The 20,483-nt window shown below is 46.4% G+C and carries 12 protein-coding genes; 2 read left to right on the top strand and 10 right to left on the bottom strand.

The window, feature by feature from the left end; genetic code table 11:
* Positions 1-112: 112 nt before the first annotated feature.
* The 9 genes from BLV50_RS05200 to BLV50_RS05160 all read right to left on the bottom strand — a co-directional run bounded on the left by BLV50_RS05200 (position 113) and on the right by BLV50_RS05160 (position 17,013).
* Entirely contained in the window at positions 113-1,441 is a 1,329-nt protein-coding gene (locus tag BLV50_RS05200) for a family 43 glycosylhydrolase (RefSeq protein ID WP_090806286.1), read from the bottom strand.
* A gap of 52 nt (positions 1,442-1,493) precedes the next feature.
* A complete protein-coding gene (locus BLV50_RS05195; RefSeq protein ID WP_256337853.1) occupies positions 1,494-3,173 on the bottom strand; it encodes a carbohydrate-binding protein in 1,680 nt (559 codons plus the stop codon).
* Between the two features lie 45 nt (positions 3,174-3,218).
* Positions 3,219-4,061 carry an NAD-dependent epimerase/dehydratase family protein gene (locus BLV50_RS05190; RefSeq protein ID WP_090806283.1) on the bottom strand — a complete coding sequence of 281 codons (843 nt, stop codon included), beginning with the start codon at positions 4,059-4,061 and terminating at the stop codon, positions 3,219-3,221.
* Between the two features lie 34 nt (positions 4,062-4,095).
* Positions 4,096-5,319, bottom strand: coding sequence for an enolase C-terminal domain-like protein (locus BLV50_RS05185; protein ID WP_090806281.1), 1,224 nt, complete (start codon positions 5,317-5,319; stop codon positions 4,096-4,098).
* Positions 5,320-5,364: 45 nt separating this feature from the next.
* Positions 5,365-10,914 carry a glycosyl hydrolase family 28-related protein gene (locus BLV50_RS05180; RefSeq protein ID WP_177031118.1) on the bottom strand — a complete coding sequence of 1,850 codons (5,550 nt, stop codon included), beginning with the start codon at positions 10,912-10,914 and terminating at the stop codon, positions 5,365-5,367.
* Between the two features lie 123 nt (positions 10,915-11,037).
* Positions 11,038-13,797: an alpha-mannosidase gene (locus tag BLV50_RS05175; protein ID WP_090806277.1), complete on the bottom strand. Its 2,760-nt coding sequence runs from the start codon at positions 13,795-13,797 to the stop codon at positions 11,038-11,040.
* Between the two features lie 40 nt (positions 13,798-13,837).
* Positions 13,838-14,656: a carbohydrate ABC transporter permease gene (locus BLV50_RS05170; RefSeq protein ID WP_062319098.1), complete on the bottom strand. Its 819-nt coding sequence runs from the start codon at positions 14,654-14,656 to the stop codon at positions 13,838-13,840.
* Between the two features lie 12 nt (positions 14,657-14,668).
* Positions 14,669-15,562 carry a carbohydrate ABC transporter permease gene (locus BLV50_RS05165; RefSeq protein WP_024631712.1) on the bottom strand — a complete coding sequence of 298 codons (894 nt, stop codon included), beginning with the start codon at positions 15,560-15,562 and terminating at the stop codon, positions 14,669-14,671.
* A 71-nt stretch (positions 15,563-15,633) separates the two neighbouring features.
* Positions 15,634-17,013 (bottom strand): ABC transporter substrate-binding protein, encoded by a 1,380-nt coding sequence (locus tag BLV50_RS05160; protein ID WP_063565043.1) that lies wholly within the window; start codon positions 17,011-17,013, stop codon positions 15,634-15,636.
* Positions 17,014-17,441: 428 nt separating this feature from the next.
* Between BLV50_RS05160 and BLV50_RS05155 the strand changes: the two genes are divergently transcribed.
* A complete protein-coding gene (locus BLV50_RS05155; protein WP_161490581.1) occupies positions 17,442-18,536 on the top strand; it encodes a GntR family transcriptional regulator in 1,095 nt (364 codons plus the stop codon).
* A 150-nt stretch (positions 18,537-18,686) separates the two neighbouring features.
* Here the strand turns inward: BLV50_RS05155 and BLV50_RS05150 are convergent, their stop codons facing one another.
* Positions 18,687-19,601 carry a poly(ethylene terephthalate) hydrolase family protein gene (locus tag BLV50_RS05150; protein WP_063565045.1) on the bottom strand — a complete coding sequence of 305 codons (915 nt, stop codon included), beginning with the start codon at positions 19,599-19,601 and terminating at the stop codon, positions 18,687-18,689.
* A gap of 281 nt (positions 19,602-19,882) precedes the next feature.
* Here BLV50_RS05150 and BLV50_RS05145 point away from each other — a divergent pair, with 281 nt between their 5' ends.
* On the top strand, positions 19,883-20,464 hold the full coding sequence (locus tag BLV50_RS05145) for a TetR/AcrR family transcriptional regulator (RefSeq protein WP_079696083.1): 582 nt from the start codon (positions 19,883-19,885) through the stop codon (positions 20,462-20,464).
* Positions 20,465-20,483: the final 19 nt, after the last annotated feature.

The raw sequence follows: 20,483 nt of genomic DNA, 5'->3' as shown, positions 1-20,483 counted from the left end.
TTTGTTGGAAAAAAGTGCTTATCTTTTTTTAGAACTCACTCGTTCATATAAACCAGAAAAAACCTCAGGAAAACTCTCCTGAGGTTTAAACGTCTATCCCGTTTCTTACGTATTAATCCAACAACGGGGTAACGGTGAGACTTAAAAGATTGATCTCGCCATGTCCACCTGAAATTTGGATTGTGTTAACATTACCCGGCTCCAAATGAACGGTGATATTGGTGATTCCGCCGAACTCCTGCAAACCGCCAGTGGATAGCGCATTCAGCAAGGAATAGTCCTGGTCATTAATCGTCAGATGCAATTTGGCCAGTCGTTCACCTGTCGCATAATGAAGCTCAATCGATGCTCTGCCGCCTTCGCCTCCATCTATATTCTTAAACAAGGCGTACGCTTCTGAGGATTGAAGATTCCCGACCACGGTTTGACCGGATTGCAATATCCTGATTTCAGCTCCACCAAAAACCTGACAAGCTGCACCTGCATAAACTTTCTGTTGCCGTGCAGGAACCGGGGCTGGACCAGCGGACGATACACCTTCCCTTGTCTGAACCACAGGTCTGATGGAACCATCTTCATCGAACTCCAGATAGTCGATACATACGCTACGCAGCGTACCTTCTCCAGAGATCGCTTGATTGTGATAAAAAAGATACCATTGCCCTTTGAATTCTACTACAGAGCCATGGGTCGTAGAACAGCCTGTCGGCTCCAGAAAAATGCCTCGGTACGTCCATGGGCCAAGCGGATTCTCGCTTGTTGCGTATCTCATACGGTTGTTGTCTTCCAGATTGTCCGCATAGCTAAGATAATAAAGATTGTTTCTTTTGAACACCCAGGCCGCTTCATGAAAATCCTCAAGTCCTTGCATTTCTGTCATACCGTTCTCCAGTGACATCATATCTTCATTGAGCTTGCCTCCCAGACAGACACTGCCGCCACCATAGTAGATATAGGCGCTATTGTCATCGTCTACAATTACACACGGGTCAATCAGTGCAAACCCGCCAAGCCCCTCGATATACCCTTGATCCGTAAAGCCATGCGCTGGATAGCTACTGGTGGCAACCCCGATCTTCCAGGAATCATTCCAGTTCGAATCACTTGGATGCGGATAATAGAAGTAAAAGGTCCCATTCTTGTATGCACAGTCAGGCGCCCACATGAACCCGCCCTCCGGTCTGCCCCAGGAAACGTCGTCTGAACGGAGTATTTCCCCTTCGTCCAACCAGTGAACCATATCCTCCGAGGAGAAAACATGATATCTGTCCATGAGATCGCAACCTCTGGCTGGGTCCATATCATGAGATGCGTAAATGTAAATTTTACCGTCGTTCCATACATGGGCCGAAGGATCTGCTGTATATATAGATGTGATTGCTGGATTCATGGATGTAGTCTTTTGGCGTGTGGTTTTGAAGCCAATATCATTAGTAGTCATTTTTAATCCTCCTGAACGTATACGAACTTGTTAAAATCATGCCATTTGGGCTCTATTGATGACTTGTTGGATGGTTTGCCGTCACTGGAATCTGGTTTTTGAACATGCGATTGATATCCCCTGCAAGTCGGAGATAAAAGTCTGAAGATACGGCAACACCGTCGGCATCCAGCGTTAGAAAATATTGATTGGTTGGAATCATGGAGCTGTTCTCTGCCATCTTGGCAATAGCTGTACCTTCATCATACTCGTCAAACATTGCGATATATCCGGTATTGATACCGATGCTCTTCAGATTGTAGGCCTGCCTCCACATGAAGTCTCCATGCAGACGGGGATTCTCGTTTCTTGGGCCTCCAGTCATATTCGACCAAGCCGAACCCGGCCAGATCACTGGCTGATAGTCAATTCCATTCTGTTGGGCGAAGGCCAGATCGGGCTGAAGTTGTTTGGTTTTGAAGCTGTCCGCTTGCTGAATATTGCCGAATCGGGCAACGGACCAAGGTGAGATCATATCCAACGACTTGTAGACGTTCATAAAATCAGATCGAGAGTCGTTATTACCTGTTCTCCAATACGTAGGCACGCCACCGATAACATAGATCCCCTGGTTTTTGAACCAACCGATCAAATCGGCCGCCTCTGCTGCAGTACCCGGCCGATCCGTGAAGCCAATACCCCAGATGCAGACAACCATCTTGCCGTTCTGCTTCGCATAGGCCGAAGATGATGGGAGGTGCATGTTGTTCACGACATTAGTCAACCAGTCATGCTTGACTGCCTGTACCCAATTGCTCGCATTCATTCCCGTAATGTCATACATGATATAGAACTTGCGATTATAGGATTCTGCGGCATTCTTAACCTTGACAGCTACGCTGTCCCGGTTGCTTTTCCAGTTGTTAGGTGTGTCACTCTCATCTGCGCCGAACCGTTGCAATGCTGCACCGTCGATATTGTAGGTTTGCATCCACTCAAAATGTTTGTTGACCGTCTCCTGATCGTAAGAGGAGAACAATTTGGCAGGAGAACCATTACCGAGGTTCGCCAAACTTGTCTGATACAGCTTGGAATATTCGCGAATGTCTGGATACAACTCGAAATTCACGTTGCCATTTGCTGATGGCGCACTGCTATTTTTGGACCAGTGCACCCAGCCCCCGTTCGGTGAACCGTCTCCGGCTGCGTTGAACCAGCCTTGATACCCGGCATACAGCTTGCCTACGACATTGCCACCGCTGCCTGCGGCGGAAGCACTGAACTTGAACCAGAGTAGATTGAATAAATTGCCGGTTCCGCCCGTGAATTTAAGATAGACTGTGTGTACACCAGTGGCACCACTGATTGACCCGGACTTCGTTTGCCAGGATTGCCACCCGCCCGTAGCTGGAACAGCAACAGTTCCCGCGAGTGTCCCGTTTAGGCTATCCAGACGGACCTCAATCGTACCGCCACTGTTATTACTGGCTACTCTCACGTCGATTGAATTGGCACCGCTGCCAAAATCCACATTGTTGAATACAATGTAATCGCCGTTGTCGATAAATGCGACATTTTGCCCGCCCTCGCTGGAACTTTCCAGTTGGACTCCGGATTGACTGTTATAACTGGAAGCCTGCGTTTGATTAAACGCGGAAGCTGCCGATACGATGGAAGGTGAAATAGACAAACACAACGTAAGAATCAATAATGCCACACTTGCAAAAGCCAAAACCTTCTTGTTTTTTTGCATGAAATTTAGCATAATATCCCCCTATTCATTTTAGTTGCGCGTAAGCTACTCCTGTTCTTCATCCGCCCACGAATGCTTCGGGCCCCAGGACAGAAGCTCTTTCACCATTCCATTACTAACAATGGCTTCTCGACTAGAGAAAGGTGTCCGTAGATCTTTTACATCGGGATAAAAGGTGGCGAGCAATTCTGTCGTTTGCCGATCACTTAACGTATCATTAGCGGTAACATTAACGTGAACAGCCCCATCATAATCGGCGTGCAGAGCAGCCAAACAAGCATCCACGGCATCCCTAATATCAATGTAGCTCCACAATATGTGCTTGAACGTTTCCGCCTTCGCAATAGCCAGATGTCTGTACTCTCCTGGTCCGACAATCATTGAAAAACGGAGGGAAATTACCTGCATCCCGCTTCTACGATGAAACATCTCTGCAGTGACCTCATTAACGATCTTAGACAGGCCGTAACATTCCTGTGGCTGTTGCGGATGCTGTTCATCCACCGGGAAATAATCGGGAGCGAAGGGTTTGTTGGCCCAGGCAAACCCGTAGGATGATTCACTGGAGCCCATGACCACCTTTTTTATACCGAGCAAAGAGGCTGCTTCCAGCACATGGTATCCGGAAAGTGTATTATTAGCGAAAATATAGCTGTGAGGGTAGTGAAGCGGCGCAGGAATCGCTGCTAGATGGATGATCGCATTTACTCCGGCAAGCGCTCCCACGACTTGACCATAATCGTTCAGGTCGACAATGATCTGTTTGCAACGCACCCGGTCTGACAGGTGTTTATCCAGCGATACGACATCATGACCTTGTATTTGCAGCTTCTCAATGACTTGTGAACCCAGCTTTCCGCCTCCACCTGTAACTGCAATCGTCTTCATTCCTATATCTCTCCTGTCTGTTCTTGTCACTTCGTTAGGGTCGCACCAATGTTCCATCCGCTTTGCGGTCCAGAGGATACGGCCGATGATATTTGTTGGGATCCCATGAGTCACTTAGTAATGATTTGGCCTTCACTTCATCCAGTTCAATGCCCAGTCCCGGTTTATTGGAAGGGTATAGATATCCTCCCTCTCTGACGATATGTCCGGGGAATGCCTGCAACTCATGAGGTTTAAAATGATTGATTTCCTGGATACCAAAGTTCCACAGGGCCATATCCAGATGGACAGCAGCTGCCTGGTTAACAGGATCATTCTCCCCACCCTCCTGCCAGGCTGTTCGTACTCCGTAGGCTTCGCCCAGCGTAGCGATCTTGCGACAAGCGCTGATTCCGCCTGTTTTCGATACTCGAACTCTGATAAAATCGATCAACTTCTCTTGAATCAGACCCGTCCACTCCTGAGGATTAACAAATAATTCTCCCACTGCCTGCGGCGTAGCACTCTGTTGACGAAGCTGTCGATACCATCCGATCTGTTCCGGAGCAAGTGCATCTTCCAGAAAGAAAAGATGATAAGGTTCAAGCCGCTTCGACAGCTGAATGGCATGAATGGGGGATAAATGCTCATGCACATCGTGAGTAAACTGAATCCCATTACCAAATTCCAGGCGCAACTTCTCGAACATGTCAGGGATGGCATGCAGATACGCATGTTCATCGAATACAGGACCGCTGCTCCAGGGCTCGCGTGGCAAATTCGCGTCCTTGCCGCTGACAAATCCCCCGCCACCGTAACCTCCCATCTGCACTCGAATGACCGTGTATCCTTCTTCCATAAAACGAGATACATCTTCTTTCAGCTCGCTGATATCAGCACCACCGGCATGGCCGTAACAGGGAACTGCCGAACGGCAGGCCCCTCCTAACAATTGATATACCGGTAGATTCGCTTCCTTGCCCTTGATATCCCACAGGGCCATGTCAATTCCACCAATGGCCGTATGAAATATTGCCCCATTTCTCCAATATCCGCTCATATGCATGAGATGCCACAAATCTTCAATTTGGGATGCATCCCTTCCCACGAGTAATGGTGCCAGCAGTTGTTCGATGACCTGAACCACCGCTTCGGGATTATAAAGATCGGAAGCAGAACCCAATCCGTAAAGACCATCCTGATCCGTCGAAATCTTCACAATGGTCCAGCTTCCGTCGTGTCTTGTACGTATGCATTCTATCCGTGTAATTTTAGCCATGTGTTCACTCTCCTCATCTGCTCCATTTCAATCCTATCGGAAGATTTAAGGCAAACGGTTGTATAAACGATACAGCAGCACTGCGGTCTCAGCACGTGTCATTGTATCTTCCGGATGGAAGCTGCCATTACTTCCTTCCATCATTGTTGATCTGGTTAATGAATCAATGGCATCGCGGGCATATGCCTTAATCAAATGAGTATCTTTATAGTCATTCAGACCGGATTCACCTTCAGGAAGAGGCTGCATCCCGATAACTTGCATAGCTCTGTAGATCATAACCGCTGCTTCTTCCCGGGTAATTGGAGATGCTGGCGAGAATCGATCGGCGCCTTCCCCTTGAATGATGCCCAGCGTTCTTGCGGTATTCACGGACTGTTCGTAATAAACATGCTCAGGTACATCAGGGAAGCGTTCCACCTTGCTTCCCTGATGAGGTTGTAATTCTAAGGCATTGGTAAGCAGAGTTACGAAATCCGCTCGGCGGATCATGGATTGAGGCTGATATTCTGTTGGTGACATTCCAAGAATAACCCCTTTGGACACTAGAACTTCGATGGCATGACGGGCCCATGATAGCTGCTGTATATCCTGGAATGTTCGATTATCCTGAGTCATTGCATAAACTCCGTTTTGCCGTGTTTTGAAAATCATTTGTTCCGATTTTTTATTGAACTTCCCATTGGGAATGGAGATCATTTGCCCGTCATCCGTGATACGTCGTACTACGAGTTTTTCCGGGTCCAACAGTTCAGTAACATTAGGCTGATAAGGTAAACTTACTGTGATTGGCGTAATGGAATTTTGCCATGCAACGGATTTGCCATCCGACATCACAGATAATGAAATCGCAGGCCGCTCCCCTAAGTCTGATTTCAGCTTGGCACTCCAAGTGCTTCGTTCAGCCTTACTTAATACCAAGGTAATACGCTCTCCAATCGTTCCTTGGGGACTAGCCAGCAAATTGCTCGGAACCAGCAGCACTCCCCATGTTGTGCGAATCTCCAACCAATGGGTAGATGGTGTTTCCTGCAAAAAGCTGGATGGAAGTGTCAGAGCATACCCTTCAGCACCATCCACGGATTCGATGTCTACAATCAGCTTCTTTTTCCCGTCCTGATCAGGGGTGATGCGGTTGAATGCATCCTCCATCATCTTGTTGGTGAGCTCGGCTGTTGCCAATGCAGCAGCTTTATCCAGCTTGGGCAGAAGCTGCATTGTAGCACCAGGAGCGGCAGGTATTGCTTCATTCTCCCTTCCAGTCGGAGAGCCCCCTCCAGCACTTGGCTGCGAACCCGAGCCAGGCTGTGGATTGGGTCCCCCAGGATTCGGATTGGAACCTGATGTAAGAGCAGCGAGTCTTACGAGTAATGAGGACTTCAACGTACCGCCCGGTAGCAGAGTGACGAAGTTGGCTGCTGTATCTATAGAGGTAACATCTTTCTTTTGCTCCGCAGTACGAACACTCGACTCGGCCGATAGCTCCAACAATGTCACGTAATCACCCGTAAGCAGATACAAGTTTCCGAATAATCGTGCATCTTTACTTGAACCGATTCCTCCATTAAACTCCATAAATCCTGATCGTCCTTCGCCATCGTTTTCATTGACAAGTAATGCAAAACCGATAGGTTTGTCAGGTTGGAATGAATATCCTTCCTGATGAAGTGCTGCAAAAGGTAGCGTAATTTGATAATGAGTAGTATGGGTCGTCTCGTCCCGGGTAATGTTTGCTGAAGCGGATTCCAATAATCCTGTAGCAACCCCTTCTGGAGCTCTCCATCTCCATTTCGTGATGACACCTTCCTGATTCAGTGCAAAACCAAGCTCATTCACCTGTTTGCTGGCCGCACCATCCTCTTTGCCAAGGTCAATACCGAGCTGTAAGCTGTCTCCTTGCCATATATCGCCATTGGTATTGGATTGATGGTGAATATCGTCCTTGACGTCCACCTTGAGAACCAAATTTTCCGTATCCCAACTTGCTTTAGCTTGAATGCTGAGGTCATTCGGACCTCCCCAGCTTCCACCGACACTGTTGTAATGCTCCGGACTGGAAACCTCAATGAATGGCAGCGTTCCAACAGCATTTTTTTGTGCCGCAAAGGATTGTGACAGCTTGACTGAAGTCTCATAACGGAACCCATTCTCAAGCGTTATTCTGAATTTGAGCAAGTCACTTGATATATAGGGAAGCGCCACATCCATGCTTTTCCCAATGCCCAGCCCCTCAAATCGTACTGGCTTAAACATCCCATGATACACACTCGGTTCAATCAGTTCGATCTGCCCTTTAAGCAAAGCCTCACCTGCAACATTAGTCAAAGTCAGCATGCTTCCGGGATCACCTGGTCTGGATGGATCATACCCAAGCTGGTTCAGTTTGAGTGCCAAAGGAAACAGATTGGTACCCGTCACTTTTCCAGGTGGGGCTTCATTCTCCATCTGAAAACCGCCATTAAACAGGTTGTTGGATATCACCATCTTCTCTACGTTTGGACCTGCAACCACATGATTCGTACGTGGCTGTTGAAAATAGGAATTGTAGAGGGTAATATCACCACCGATTGCGTTAATACCGATTTCACCAACGTTCGTGAAGTTTCCTTGCTGTATGCGGATATCTCCTCCGTGAATATCAAAAGATCTTGTTGTGTCTCCCCACATGGACGTATTGAAGAACACCGCTTTGGAACCAAAGTCAGGCCCAACCTCCACGTATACCTTGTCTGTTGTACTCATGGAAACAAGCTCTGTGTTGATAAACGAAAGACCTGCTGTTCCCGCATGTTGTAATACGGCTCCCTTTTTGCTGCCATCGGTGCCATGACCAATAACGACGGCTTCAGGCCCTCTTCCATTCTGTTCTTCAAAATGAATGCCGTACTTTGAACCGTATACAAATGTATTGAAAATAACCTGATTTGTGACATCCCCAATACGGAAGGCGTCCAGATTCTCTTTTTGATAATTCCAAATTTGATTAAATTCTTCATCATTCGATGGATGATTCGGATAATTGTTCCGACCATAATAATGCGGATTGAACTGCACATTCCGCATGTATCCTCCGTTTGACCCGCCACCAAGATATATGCCTTCCTTGAGCGGTGATCCCGCTACATAATCGATATAATGACCACTTGTATCATGGGTGCCGAAGTCGACAGCCTGATAGGGATTAACCAAGGTTATATCGATCAGGTATACGTTTTCACCTTGACCTTGCACAGTCCATGCATAAGGCTTCACCGGATTGGTATCAGACCATGTTTGTTGATCGTAATAGACGGATAATCCGCGTAACCCCGATGCTTGCTTCAGCTGAATGAAGGCATCGGCATCCGGAGCATTTTCGCCATAGTTCGTAAAAATAACGGTTCCATTCCCGATCGTATGATGAGGTACATCATAATTGCCCCGCAGTTCTACGGCAGTCGGGACCACCAAAGCCTGCTCAACGCGGTATATGCCAGCAGGCATATAGACCGTTCCTCCACCTGCAGCTTCGGCATCATTCAATGCCTGTTGAATGGCTTGCGATGAATCCGTATTCCCTGTGTTATCAGCCAAATAGGGCTGGCTCACTACGTTAAACAACTCGCGAGTACCCGGCTTGGGCTGCACAGCAATATCCACTGAAGGAACATTAGGGATCGTTTCCAACACCAAATTTTCTTCCTGGTGGATGTTCAGTTCCGCCGAGGTACTTTCATCGTTCACTGCAAGGTTGCCTTCGTGTCCGGAATGTATGGCATTGATTGTGGCCACATCTCCCTGAAGAAGCAGGTGCCGATCCGGCTTGGCGAAGGTAGAACTACCCAGTATAAGCGAACCACTTTTGGCAACAATGGCATAATCTCCGCTTCCTTCACCCCAATTCTCGAAAGAGCTGCTCTCAAAGGACAACGTTCCACGCCCTTTATTCACCACCGCATGTTTGGGCTCCCCGCCCACCGTTACGCTGTTAAACTGGGCAATGGAGTGAAAGCCTTCCGTTGCATAAATGGCAACAGGATTCGGACCAGCACTCGCTTCGAATTGGCTATCTGTCACCAGCAATCCATAATCATTGACGCCTTCAATCTTCAGCGCTACGTTGCAGTCGTCGATCTGAATTTTGTACAGCTGCGCATTGGCTGTTTCAAGGCTTCCTGTTCTTGTCGTGATTCGTATCCCTGTCTTATAACCCGAGATATGAATATTCGACATATACTCCCAATCCGAGCGCCCCATTACGATACCTTCTGATTGCTGTATCATATATTCACGCAATTGAGATTGCTCAGGTGCTCCTGGTAAACCAGAGTTCGCCCATACATTCGGGGAAAGGTGAAGCTCTTCCAGTCTCCCAATGTCTGTTGTGAAATCCAGAAAGATACCGGTTTTCAGTGTGGTGCCGTATACATCCTTCACATAATGAAGTTCGTTCCATTCCGGGCCAATCTTAATCCCCTGGTACGCATTGACGAGTGTTACATTTTTCACCGTGGCACTGTCACCTGGAAGCTGTTCCATCGTCCATGGATAGGCCACCGGGTTATTCATATTCTGTTCGGGATACCAGATCGACACATGTGTTACCCCACTAGAAGGTTCCATCTTTATGAAGCTGTTCCCGTTAGCTTGACCTTTGCCGCCGTATACAGCAAGGATCGTACCTTTGACTAGCCCGCCATGCTCGTCGGGATTCCCCCAATCGCCGCGAAGCGTAACGCCTGTTGGAATAACCAGCTCTCCGGTTAATTTATAGGTTCCAGATGGTACGAACACAACTCCCCCACCTTGATTTCCGGCTACTGCCAGCGATTCTTTGAATGCTTGAGTATCGTCTGAGACCCCGTCCCCTATTGCTCCATAATCGGTTACGCTTCGATCTGCAATGACGATATCTGATGTAGGGAATTCCGTATCATAGACCTTGGTCTGAGTACCCGACTGCTGCTGAGGCTGCTTATGGACGGTTACTTTCGCCAGATGAAGTTCCGGATTGTTGGCTGGTGCCCCTGCGCCGCTAACCCCGATTCGGAAATCCGCATCATGGGTGCTGTTACCGAAATTGGCATCGCTGAGCTTGAAGGTATGTGTCTTCCAGGTTCCCGTATTTTCATACCGGAACAAAGGGGCATCCTTGAAATTGGATTGCTTCGAATCGTATTGCAGAGACAACGCTCCACTATCGCTATCGTAATATTCAACAGTGACGAACACGTCCTGATCGGTATTTTCAAACAAATATTCATCCGCAACATTGAAGTAAAAGTACAGGATGTTATCGGCCGGATTTGTTGGATTCACCGTCTGATTGGTTTTCCAATAATCCTTCCCGTCAAACGTCCCCACTTGAAGACCTGCTGGAGGTCCATCGCCGGGACGAGCCGTTATGCCCTGCTGCACAGGAGTTTCCCCCAACGTAATACTTACCGAGTCAGGTGACACATCATTTGGATGGACGTCTCCCTGTTCAGTAACATCTTCCCCCTCTGCTGCCGCGTGTGTGGTTGCTGGTGTGATGTATAGCCCTGAACATAACATGACAATAGTCAACAGCACTGAAATGGTACACCTGGCACCTAACCATAATCGTTTGTTCACAATCGTACCTCCCATTAACTTGATCATGTAATCAAGCTGCACGAAAACAGGGTTGTCGTATGTGGAACATGATGCATCCGTTTTCAATCCGCAGCAGTGGAGAGAACTCCAAGACTGAATTGTTTATATTAAATGTGTTGTGGGTTGAATGCCGATCGTCTGAATTTTTGCTGGTCCCACATTCAAAGCATAACTTCCCTTATCCGCTACCTTCATGGCTTCACCTTGATCTTCAACAATTGTACTTTCGTACACTTCCTTAGCCTCAAACGAAGGCGTTACCTTCAGTGAAGTCGTCTCCGATGACACATTGAACACTCTGAACAGCATGTCATCATTTGCCTCGCCCCGTTTAAGCGCACTAAAAGCGAGATGATCACCCTCCCATTGCAAAAACTCGTGGGCAGCGGGTAACGTACCACCATGTACCCCTGTCTGTTGAACGGTCCAGGGAACCGGGAACTGATACGCCTGCACATAAGCATCGGACTCAATAACATCCAGATCATGTGAGATGAGCTCCATTTCCAGAATGTGCTGTCCGAGACATTGGGCCTCCGGCGTTGCAAATACTCCCCAATCCCCAAGCTCGCGTACCCCACGCAGCAGTGTCACAGCAATGGTATTCTGATTAGCCAATACTTCGTACTCATTAAGACCTTTATTCGCAATCGTTAGCCCTTCACGACCATTGCTGATACTGACAAATGCATTTTGATGCTGCGCATTGCTAGGATTTCTCCATTCCGCTTCCGGCTGTATCGGGCGTTGAGCCAGTTCGTAAATAGAGTCGACTGTAACATGACTTGCTTCGAGTCCCGTTTGGAACAACATGCGGATACGATGATCCTGAACCGTGTTATCGATATAGCTTTTAATGCCAACCGAACGTCCCGTTTTTTCAAGGATCAGCTCTGTACGAATGCTCACTTCTCTAGTTTCGTCCAGCCGCCGGGATTTCCGGTAACGAAATGGAACCATGGAGCGGATCTCTTCATCCAGCAGTTCATCAGCGCCTACCGGGAGCTTCCAGTTATGCACGATCTCATAAACGGCTTTCAGGGGGGTATGATGTACCAGCTTAATCTGGGCAGGCAGTCCCTGCGTAGTCAGCGGAGCTTCCTGATCCGGTTGTCTGTACATATACTCATTTCCGATATCCCCCGTATCCTCATAAATACCAAGCCCTGTATAATTACGACCGTTCACTTTATCCAACATGGTAAACGATCCATCCCCCGCAATCTCGATCCGCACATAATCGTTCTCCATCACTTGCTCTTCTGTAACAAGTTCAGTGGTAGTCAGTTCGCTAAGCGCATTCTCTCCAGAAAAACTCTTAGGCACAAGAGCAAAACTATGATATCCAAAACCTGGGATGTTCTGGACATAAAGCTCTACATCCACTTGATATGCCCAGTAAGGTTGACGGAATCGATCATCCGGCAAATCATATCCAAATGTCGGTCCAACGGGTGTGATCACGGCTTCCACTTGCATGCCTTCCGCGTTGAATACAACCCAATCGTTCGGGTCAAAGGCTTCATATTCGCGCTTAAATTCCTGATACTTTTCATGCGGAGGCTGGTGGTCAAAGTACCGTCGCTCAACATCCATTCTAGTTACAATCACATTGGATCGACGATGTCCCGAAGTGTTAAACACTACAAAAGGCAACGCAGAATCTGCGTCAAAACCAGATGTATCCACGGATTCAGCTATTATACGAGCACTCTGAACCGATATGGTTTCAGCCACTTCTTGCGATTTGGCAAATCGGGTCATCATTTCCCTATGGACCTCGTCAACACTGCACCCGCAGATGCTGTCATGAGGATGATTCTTCAGCAATGTCTTCCAGGCATATAACAGCTCATGCCGTGGATAAAGGCCTGTAGACAGAGAGGCCATGACTGCCAATGGCTCAGCCACTTTCTCCAGTAACGTCTGGCTTTTTACATTTTGCTGTTTGATATATACCCTTGCTGAAGCAGTATTTACAAGTGTGATCCAGCCGTCGGTCCATTGGCTTCGAAGTTCACCACGAATGACGTCCAAGGATTGTGGTTTCGCTTTTTGCAAAGCCTGAATGTACTCGGGAAAGCTGGAATGACGAAACGTCACGTCTGGCATAATCTCGGTGGCTGTTTTTAACGCTTGTGTCAGATCCTTCTGGAGCGGCTGATGATCGCATCCGTTCATGAACAGGAGTTCCGGACTTGAAGCAAACTCTTCTGCTGCAGCCAGTTTTTCGGCCCAGTAAACTTTCGCCTTCTCTGGTTCCACCGGAATTTCCATGCCATTGTTGTACCAATTGGCGAACAGGATCGCCAGTACACGAGTACCATCGGGTGATTCCCAATACATCTCCGAGTATTTGGAGGTATGTTCATTGCCAGACTGAATTTCGTTATTGAATCCAACTGGCTTCACTCCACGTCCATATACAGCTACCTCAATGCCTGCTTGGCTAATGAGTTGTGGTGCCTGACCCATATTGCCGAAGGAATCCGGGAAATATCCGATTTTCGCATATCCTCCCATTTGTTCTGAGGCTTGAATACCAATTAACAGATTGCGTGCATTGGCTTCACTGCTGACGAGGAATTCATCTTGAAGGATGTACCATGGACCGACAATCAGCTTGCCCTCTTCAATTAACTTGCGAACCTGATTCGACCTGTGCGGCATGATTTCCAGGTAATCCTCCAGCACAATAAACTGCCCATCCAGATGGAAATTCGTAAATTCCGGGTCATTTTCAAACGTCTCTATTAAATCCTCCATGAGCTGAACGAGCAACATTCGGTGCTTCTCGAAGGATAGATACCACTCCCTGTCCCAGTGAGAATGTGCGACAATATGTGCGGTTTTTGTAGTCATTCATTTCATTCCAATCTTGTATGATTTAGTTGTTGTGTATTTACATTTTCACTGAACCTACCGTCATGCCCTTGACATACATCTTCTGCATGAACGGGAAGGCAAGCAGGATTGGAATGACCGTAATTAAAGCCCCTGCCATGAGTTCATTCCATTTCTTAAATGAAGATGAATCCAAATACATGAGTCCCATTGGTAACGTAAACATATCCCGGCTATCCACGATGATCATCGGCCACAAAATATTGTTCCAGCTTCCGATAAAGTTCAGAATCGCAATGGTTCCGATAGCTGGCAACGCTAATGGCAGATAGATTCTGTAGTAGATTTTGAAATTGTTGCATCCATCCAGGACGGCGCTCTCGTATAACTCATGTGAGATTGTGCGGAAGTAACTGGTGAATAGGAAAATGGCGAAGGGTGCAGCACCATTAATCATGGGCAGAATCATGCCAATATACGTGTTTTGCAGCCCCAGATTGGTCATGTTGATATAAAGCGGAATCAATGTGGTTACCCCTGGAACGAGCAGCAAGGCAATAAACGTGTAGTAGATGAATTTTTTGCCCCGATAAACAAATTTGGCAAACGAATAGGCCATCATGGTATAGATGAGAATGACGCCTATAATCACGACTGCACTTACGATCACGCTGTTGATGAAAAACTGATAGAAGTTCAATTTGTTCCATACGTCACCAAATGTGGACCACAACGGTGCAGCTTGTGGAAACGGACTTTGTGGATTGGCTAATGCATCCTGAGATGTCTTCAGCGAAGTGCCGATCATCCAGACAAAAGGATACAGGCAGGTCAACCCGTACAAGATTAGAATGATATGCTTAATATATTTGACCATGTGCTCCTCCTTTTAGATGTCTGCCTTGAATGAGCGAATACTGAATATGGCAATGGCACCTGTAATCAGAAATGATACCCATCCGATAGCGCTGGCCAGACCATAATCATTGTTTAGAAAAGCTGTACGGTACACGAGCGTACCAATAACCTCCGAACTGCCAGCCGGTCCGCCGCCTGTCATGATGAACACATTCTCAAAGGCCTGAAAGGCTCCGTTCACCATCTGAATGACGGCAATAAGCGTGATTGGCTTCAGTAACGGCCAGGTAATTTTCAATATCATCGTTGTTTTCTTGGCACCATCCACACTTGCTGCTTCATACAGTGTCGGATCAATGGAAGTCAGACCAGCGTAGTACAGAATCAGTGTTCCAGGCAGACCGCCCCAGATTGATGTCAAAATAATACCGAGTAAAGAAGTAGACGAACTCCCTAACATTCCACCAGGTACAGCAAGGAAATCCAAGCCCATCCATAAGAAGAGTGAGTTGAATGCTCCACTAGGTTCAAACAAGCCTTTCCATACATAAAAGATAGCTACGCCAGATGCGATCATCGGCAGAAAATAAATCGTCCGGTACCACGTTGCTGCCTTCGTATTTTGCAGCACAAAAGCCAGCACAAGTGCGATTGGAACGACGACCACAACCTGTGAAACGGCAATAATCAGATTGTGCAGAACGGCATTATAGAAATTCCGGGTTACAATCGGATCATCACCGAGCAGGAACTGACGAAAATTCGCCAGACCTTCAAACCTTGCGGTGGAAAAATCGATCCCGGACCAGTTATAAAAACTGAGCATGATCGAGAATCCGACCGAATACACGCCGATGGCTAGAAACAAAAGCACGCCAGGCAGTAAAAAGAGATACGGCATCCACTTATTTCGACTTTTTATCATGATCAATCACCTTTTGCTCTCAATTTGGCAATCGACAGCCCCTTACGGGGCTTGCCGATTGCTTTGGTGTTCTAGTTCCCGCTCGCTTTCAGACTTTCCATGGTGTCGTCGAACTTCTTGGCGACTTGTTCAGCAGTCATCTTTTTCTCGATCATGGATTGCATGGACTGGGCATACACTTCCCACTCTTTGTGCTTGCCACGATACGTATTGATTGCAGGTGAAGCTTGACTGTAAGGACCAGGTTCGGCAGCGAATGCATCTGAAATTGATTTCAGGTTCGGGTCCAGATCATTTGCACGATCTCCCAAGTTCAGCGCAGGTACTGTATACGCCGCATTAGCAAAAGCGACAGCTGCATCCGGATCACCGGTTAGAAATTTAATAAAATCGAGCGCTTCAGCCTTGTTCTGCGAATCTTTATTCACTGACAACATCGTTAATGTGAATGGATCAGTCGTCCAGCTGTTAATTTTCGACCCTTCAAGCGGTGGGACCGGGAAGGTGAAAATATCGTCAGGACTCATTCCCATAGCCAGTAGCGTAGACATCGTGAAGGAACCACCGAGATCGAAAGCGGCTTTGCCAGCAGCAAACGCCTGGTCTGCTCCATCAATATCCGTTGACAAAATTCCCGGCATAAGCAGATCTTTGTTTGCCAGTGTCTCCATCGCTTTCACTACCGGCAGATTTGAAGGGTCGCTTAGTTTAGACTTTCTTTCGAGCAGATCAATATAACCTTGAGGTTCGTTCAGCATGATGGACAGTGCCGAACCGGCCCAGTTCTCCCACAGATCAGGCAGCTTTGCACCAAACACAAGCCCCGGAGTACCTGTTTTCTCTTTGACAGTCTCCATCATGGTGACAAACTCTTCCCATGTTTTTGGCGCTTCGGCTGTCAGCCCTGCTTCTTCGATCAGCTTCTTGTTACCATAGAAAGTAAAGAATCCTCCGATATCAAGCGGCAGTCCGTAGAACTGGCCAGTCTTCAGTGACTTTTGAATTGTGGTGGCGTTCTTGTCTTCTTTCCAGGAATCAACCTGGCTCTGTGTGACAATGATCGGGTCCATTGCAGCACTGTAGTAGCTGTTCAACAGATCATCGTCGACTTCACCTGACAGTTCGAGCACTGAGTTCTCGATGGAATCGCCTGCCGTTGCCCACCAGTTCACAATATCCGGCAAATTTTTGGAGTTGGCTGCCGCCTGGAATTTTTGGCGATACGTATCATCTGGTGTAAAGGTCTCGAGTTTGACTTTGATTCCTGTTTTCTCTTCATACAATTTCGCAGCTGCTTCAATCCCTGGCGTGTAAGCAACCTTCCACGTCCACATCGTCAGCTCTTTACTCGCTTTGGGTTCCGTCCCCCCGGACTGCGCATCACCGCAAGCGCTTACAATGAGTGAGAAAACAGTTATCAAAGTAACGATCATGCCTGCTCTTTTTTTCATCCTTTAACCGCCCTTATCTTTAATTTTTGATCTTTCCTAGCTTAATGAATATTCCACAGCAACCAATTAGTGTTAAGAACCGTTGCACCCCCTTTTTCGAATTAAGGAACACTCGAGAATAAATTTGTGGCATAGATAAGATTGTGAAGGCTCGTTGGAAACGCTTTATCCAACAAACTTTAAAAACAATATAAACAACATACTTTTACTTGTAAATGTTTATTTTTAAATACAACTTAACAAATTGTATTCTAATAAATTGTTTATTCATAAGGTTTTTTTATCATATTTGTTCGTAATTTCAATCTTCTTGTCTTACTCACTTGTTATTGATTTTTAGCACTTGTATATGTTGTATTAATATAATATATTTAGAACGAACTAATAGTGAATGGAGATAAAATGCGATGGTGAGAACCTTCAAGCCAATGTACAAGAAAATCGAGACTTATATCATTGACCAGATTCGAAGCGGAAATTGGAAACCGGGCAGCCGAATTCCTTCCGAAAATGAACTGGCTGAACAATTCAGTGTGAGCCGTATCACGGTGAAAAATGCCCTTACTGCTCTAGTTGATAAAGGAGTGGTCTACCGACTTCAAGGCAAAGGCACCTTTGTTAACGATCACAGTCCAGAGGAAATTCATAACATCACTTCAGCGGTAAAAGAGCAGCTCACAGTACCAACAATCGGGTTCCTTCTCCCCCGTCTTGACAATAGGTTCACCGCCAATCTGCTGAGCGGAATTGAGGACACCCTTTCAGAGAATGGCTATCAATTGTTATTTGCCAAGACGAATGATTCACAAGAGACAGAGATTCTCAAAATTCAGGAAATGAAACAGGCAGGCGTCAGAGGACTAATTATCTATCCCGTTGAGGGTGAGCACTATAACAATGAGATTCTTGCGCTTACGCTAAATCGCTTTCCCCTTGTCCTTCTGGACCGCAATCTAAAAGGGGTGGAGACCAACTCCATCAGCTCGGACAACCATGAGGCAGCTATTCAGGCGGTTAAGCATCTTCATGAGCTTGGGCACAATCGAATTGGCTTTATTTCCACTCTTGCTGAGGGAACATCAAGTATTGAGGACAGATTGCATGGGTATGAGAAAGCCTTGGAGGACCGTCATATTCTGATTGATCGCAGTATACAGATGACACGTCTGGCCATGAGTGCCAGCGATGAAGAGGTTATCATGATGATTCAGAAGTTTTTACAGGCCAATCCGCAGATGACGGCCCTTCTATCCTCCAATTTCAGCCCTCATGTTATTCAAGCGGCGATGCAGATGGGAATCTCTGTACCAGAAGATTTATCTGTCGTGTTCTTCGATGATGTCGAATTTCCGGAGTTCTGTATCATTCCGCCCACGGCTGTTGTACAGCAGGAACTTGAACTCGGACGAGAAGCGGGCAGAGTCATCCTGAAACAAGTGGAGAATCCAAACAGTGAGTACCTTCAAGTTAAATTACCTACGATGCTTATTCCCAGACAATCAACAGCAAAGGCGAAATCATAGCTACCGTTACTTGGTGTTCAACAGGATGAATTTTCTGAAAACGTTTATAGTGGCATTAGATAAAGCCATTTCAATGCCTCAAATTGTTTTCCACATAAATCGAAGGACCCTTCCATTTCAGAAGGGTCCTTCGATTTATGTGAACCATGACTATTGTAAATTTGCGGAAGTAACATTCTTCCAATGATTATTCGTTCCTATTTCAGCATGCTTTCCAACAAAGGCCACGCTTGCCTCCGAATCATTCATTAATTGATATCTCATCCAAGCTGTCAAATAACCTCTATGCTGCCCGCCATCCTGCTCTATCGCTGTATGTGCAGCGCCCTTAGCCATGGCCATCAAGACCGGAAGATCCGGACTGGTATTGTTCAAGGCCAATTTGTTGGAGTCTGACGGGGAGATGATGAAATCTCGGGTTCCTCCTATAACAAAAAATGGAACCTTCAGCGCTGATGTATCATACACGTCCTCTGGATCACAATATTTCAGCTCAGGCAGAGCAATCGATACAACCGTTTTGATGAGATCCCCGTTCTCAAAATTCGTGTGAGCGTTAATCACACCCGTTGATCCCTGCGAATGCCCTGCCGCACCGACCTGATCTTTTTGAATCCTGTGATAGAACGGGCTGACCGTCGCTTCATTTTCACTGAGCATATATTGGATCGCAGCCATAATTTCTTTTCCTGTACCCGTGGTTTGACTGTATGTATCAATGACAATAAATCCCCAACTGGCCAGGTGTCTTAACAACTGATCATAATTGTCAGGTAATGCCCCGGTTCCGTTGCCCCAAGCGATGAGGGGATGCAAGACATCCGTTGATTGCGGAGAATAAATCCTGTACAGCTTCTCGCCTTGCTCGTCCTTGATCTCCAGCGTATCTACCTCGTACGTGCCGGGTAGAGCATATTTTTCTTCAACACTTCCGGCTTCAAAAGTAGCCGATACCGAATTTACCAGGAAGAAGGATAATACGCAAAATGCAGCGATAAAAATACCGATAACACCTGTTATCCATAGAAACCACTTGCTCCGAATTACTCTTTTCACTTGTGGCATACAATCTCCTCTCACATTAAAGCGGTATTCGTACGTAAAACATACCACAGGTATAACGCTTTTTGTTTAGAGATATTTTTGTTACATCAACCTTTTCGCATTTCATAATAAAACACCCACGAAAAACTGAACATGTCTTCATGAAAAGCCTTCGAAATGATGTTTCTTAGTTAATGGTCAATACTCCAAATGTATGACTTGCAAAATTAGGAAAACGTGCTAATATAAATTCAAACACTGTTTAAAACATTGTTTGAATAACTTTATTGGAGGTTTTACATATGGAACCAGACAAGAAAAGTGAAACAAAAGAAAAGATTATGCAAGCCACACTAGAGTTCACCAAACAAAGTGGATTTGAAGGCATCACCATTCGAAAAATTGCCGAAGCCTCTGGCACTAATGTATCCCTGGTTAATTATTACTTCGGCTCCAAAGAAAATCTGATCAGTGAATCTATTAAAATGATTCTGAGTAGCTTCCAGCATACCTTTGTTATACTCGATGAATTATCCATTCCCGCCCGAGATCGATTAAAGCAATTCTTAGTGGATTATTTACAAGTCATCCGTGAATATCCCGAATTGTTATCCAGAATTATTCTTATGGGTTCAGCAGATTTCTCATCTCAACAGGAATACGGTTCATTCTTAAATTTATTGGGGTTCCCCAAAGTTCAAAATACGTTAAAAGAGATAACCGGAGAGCAACAACCGGAACGACTGACCACAATGATGACGCAAGTTTTCGGGGCGCTTTTTCTCCCGGCACTTATGAGTCCTATTCTGGAAAAAGGAGCTTCTGTGAAGATTGCTCCGATAGAAGCACAAATTGACTTGCTCTTTGAAAGATACTTTCATTAAACAACATTGATGGAGGCGA

It is taken from the genome of Paenibacillus sp. 276b (assembly GCF_900107875.1).
Lineage (GTDB): Bacteria > Bacillota > Bacilli > Paenibacillales > Paenibacillaceae > Paenibacillus > Paenibacillus marchantiae.
The sequence above is the reverse complement of the archived record's forward strand: the minus strand, read 5'-3'. Positions and strand labels throughout refer to the sequence as shown.

Coding starts and splice junctions, on each gene's coding strand:
- BLV50_RS05165 (WP_024631712.1), bottom strand. CDS start 15,562: ATGATAAAAAGTCGAAATAAGTGGATGCCGTATCTCTTTTTACTGCCT.
- BLV50_RS05150 (WP_063565045.1), bottom strand. CDS start 19,601: ATGCCACAAGTGAAAAGAGTAATTCGGAGCAAGTGGTTTCTATGGATA.
- BLV50_RS05155 (WP_161490581.1), top strand. CDS start 17,442: ATGTACAAGAAAATCGAGACTTATATCATTGACCAGATTCGAAGCGGA.
- BLV50_RS05195 (WP_256337853.1), bottom strand. CDS start 3,173: ATGCAAAAAAACAAGAAGGTTTTGGCTTTTGCAAGTGTGGCATTATTG.
- BLV50_RS05200 (WP_090806286.1), bottom strand. CDS start 1,441: ATGACTACTAATGATATTGGCTTCAAAACCACACGCCAAAAGACTACA.
- BLV50_RS05160 (WP_063565043.1), bottom strand. CDS start 17,013: ATGAAAAAAAGAGCAGGCATGATCGTTACTTTGATAACTGTTTTCTCA.
- BLV50_RS05170 (WP_062319098.1), bottom strand. CDS start 14,656: ATGGTCAAATATATTAAGCATATCATTCTAATCTTGTACGGGTTGACC.
- BLV50_RS05185 (WP_090806281.1), bottom strand. CDS start 5,319: ATGGCTAAAATTACACGGATAGAATGCATACGTACAAGACACGACGGA.
- BLV50_RS05175 (WP_090806277.1), bottom strand. CDS start 13,797: ATGACTACAAAAACCGCACATATTGTCGCACATTCTCACTGGGACAGG.
- BLV50_RS05190 (WP_090806283.1), bottom strand. CDS start 4,061: ATGAAGACGATTGCAGTTACAGGTGGAGGCGGAAAGCTGGGTTCACAA.
- BLV50_RS05145 (WP_079696083.1), top strand. CDS start 19,883: ATGGAACCAGACAAGAAAAGTGAAACAAAAGAAAAGATTATGCAAGCC.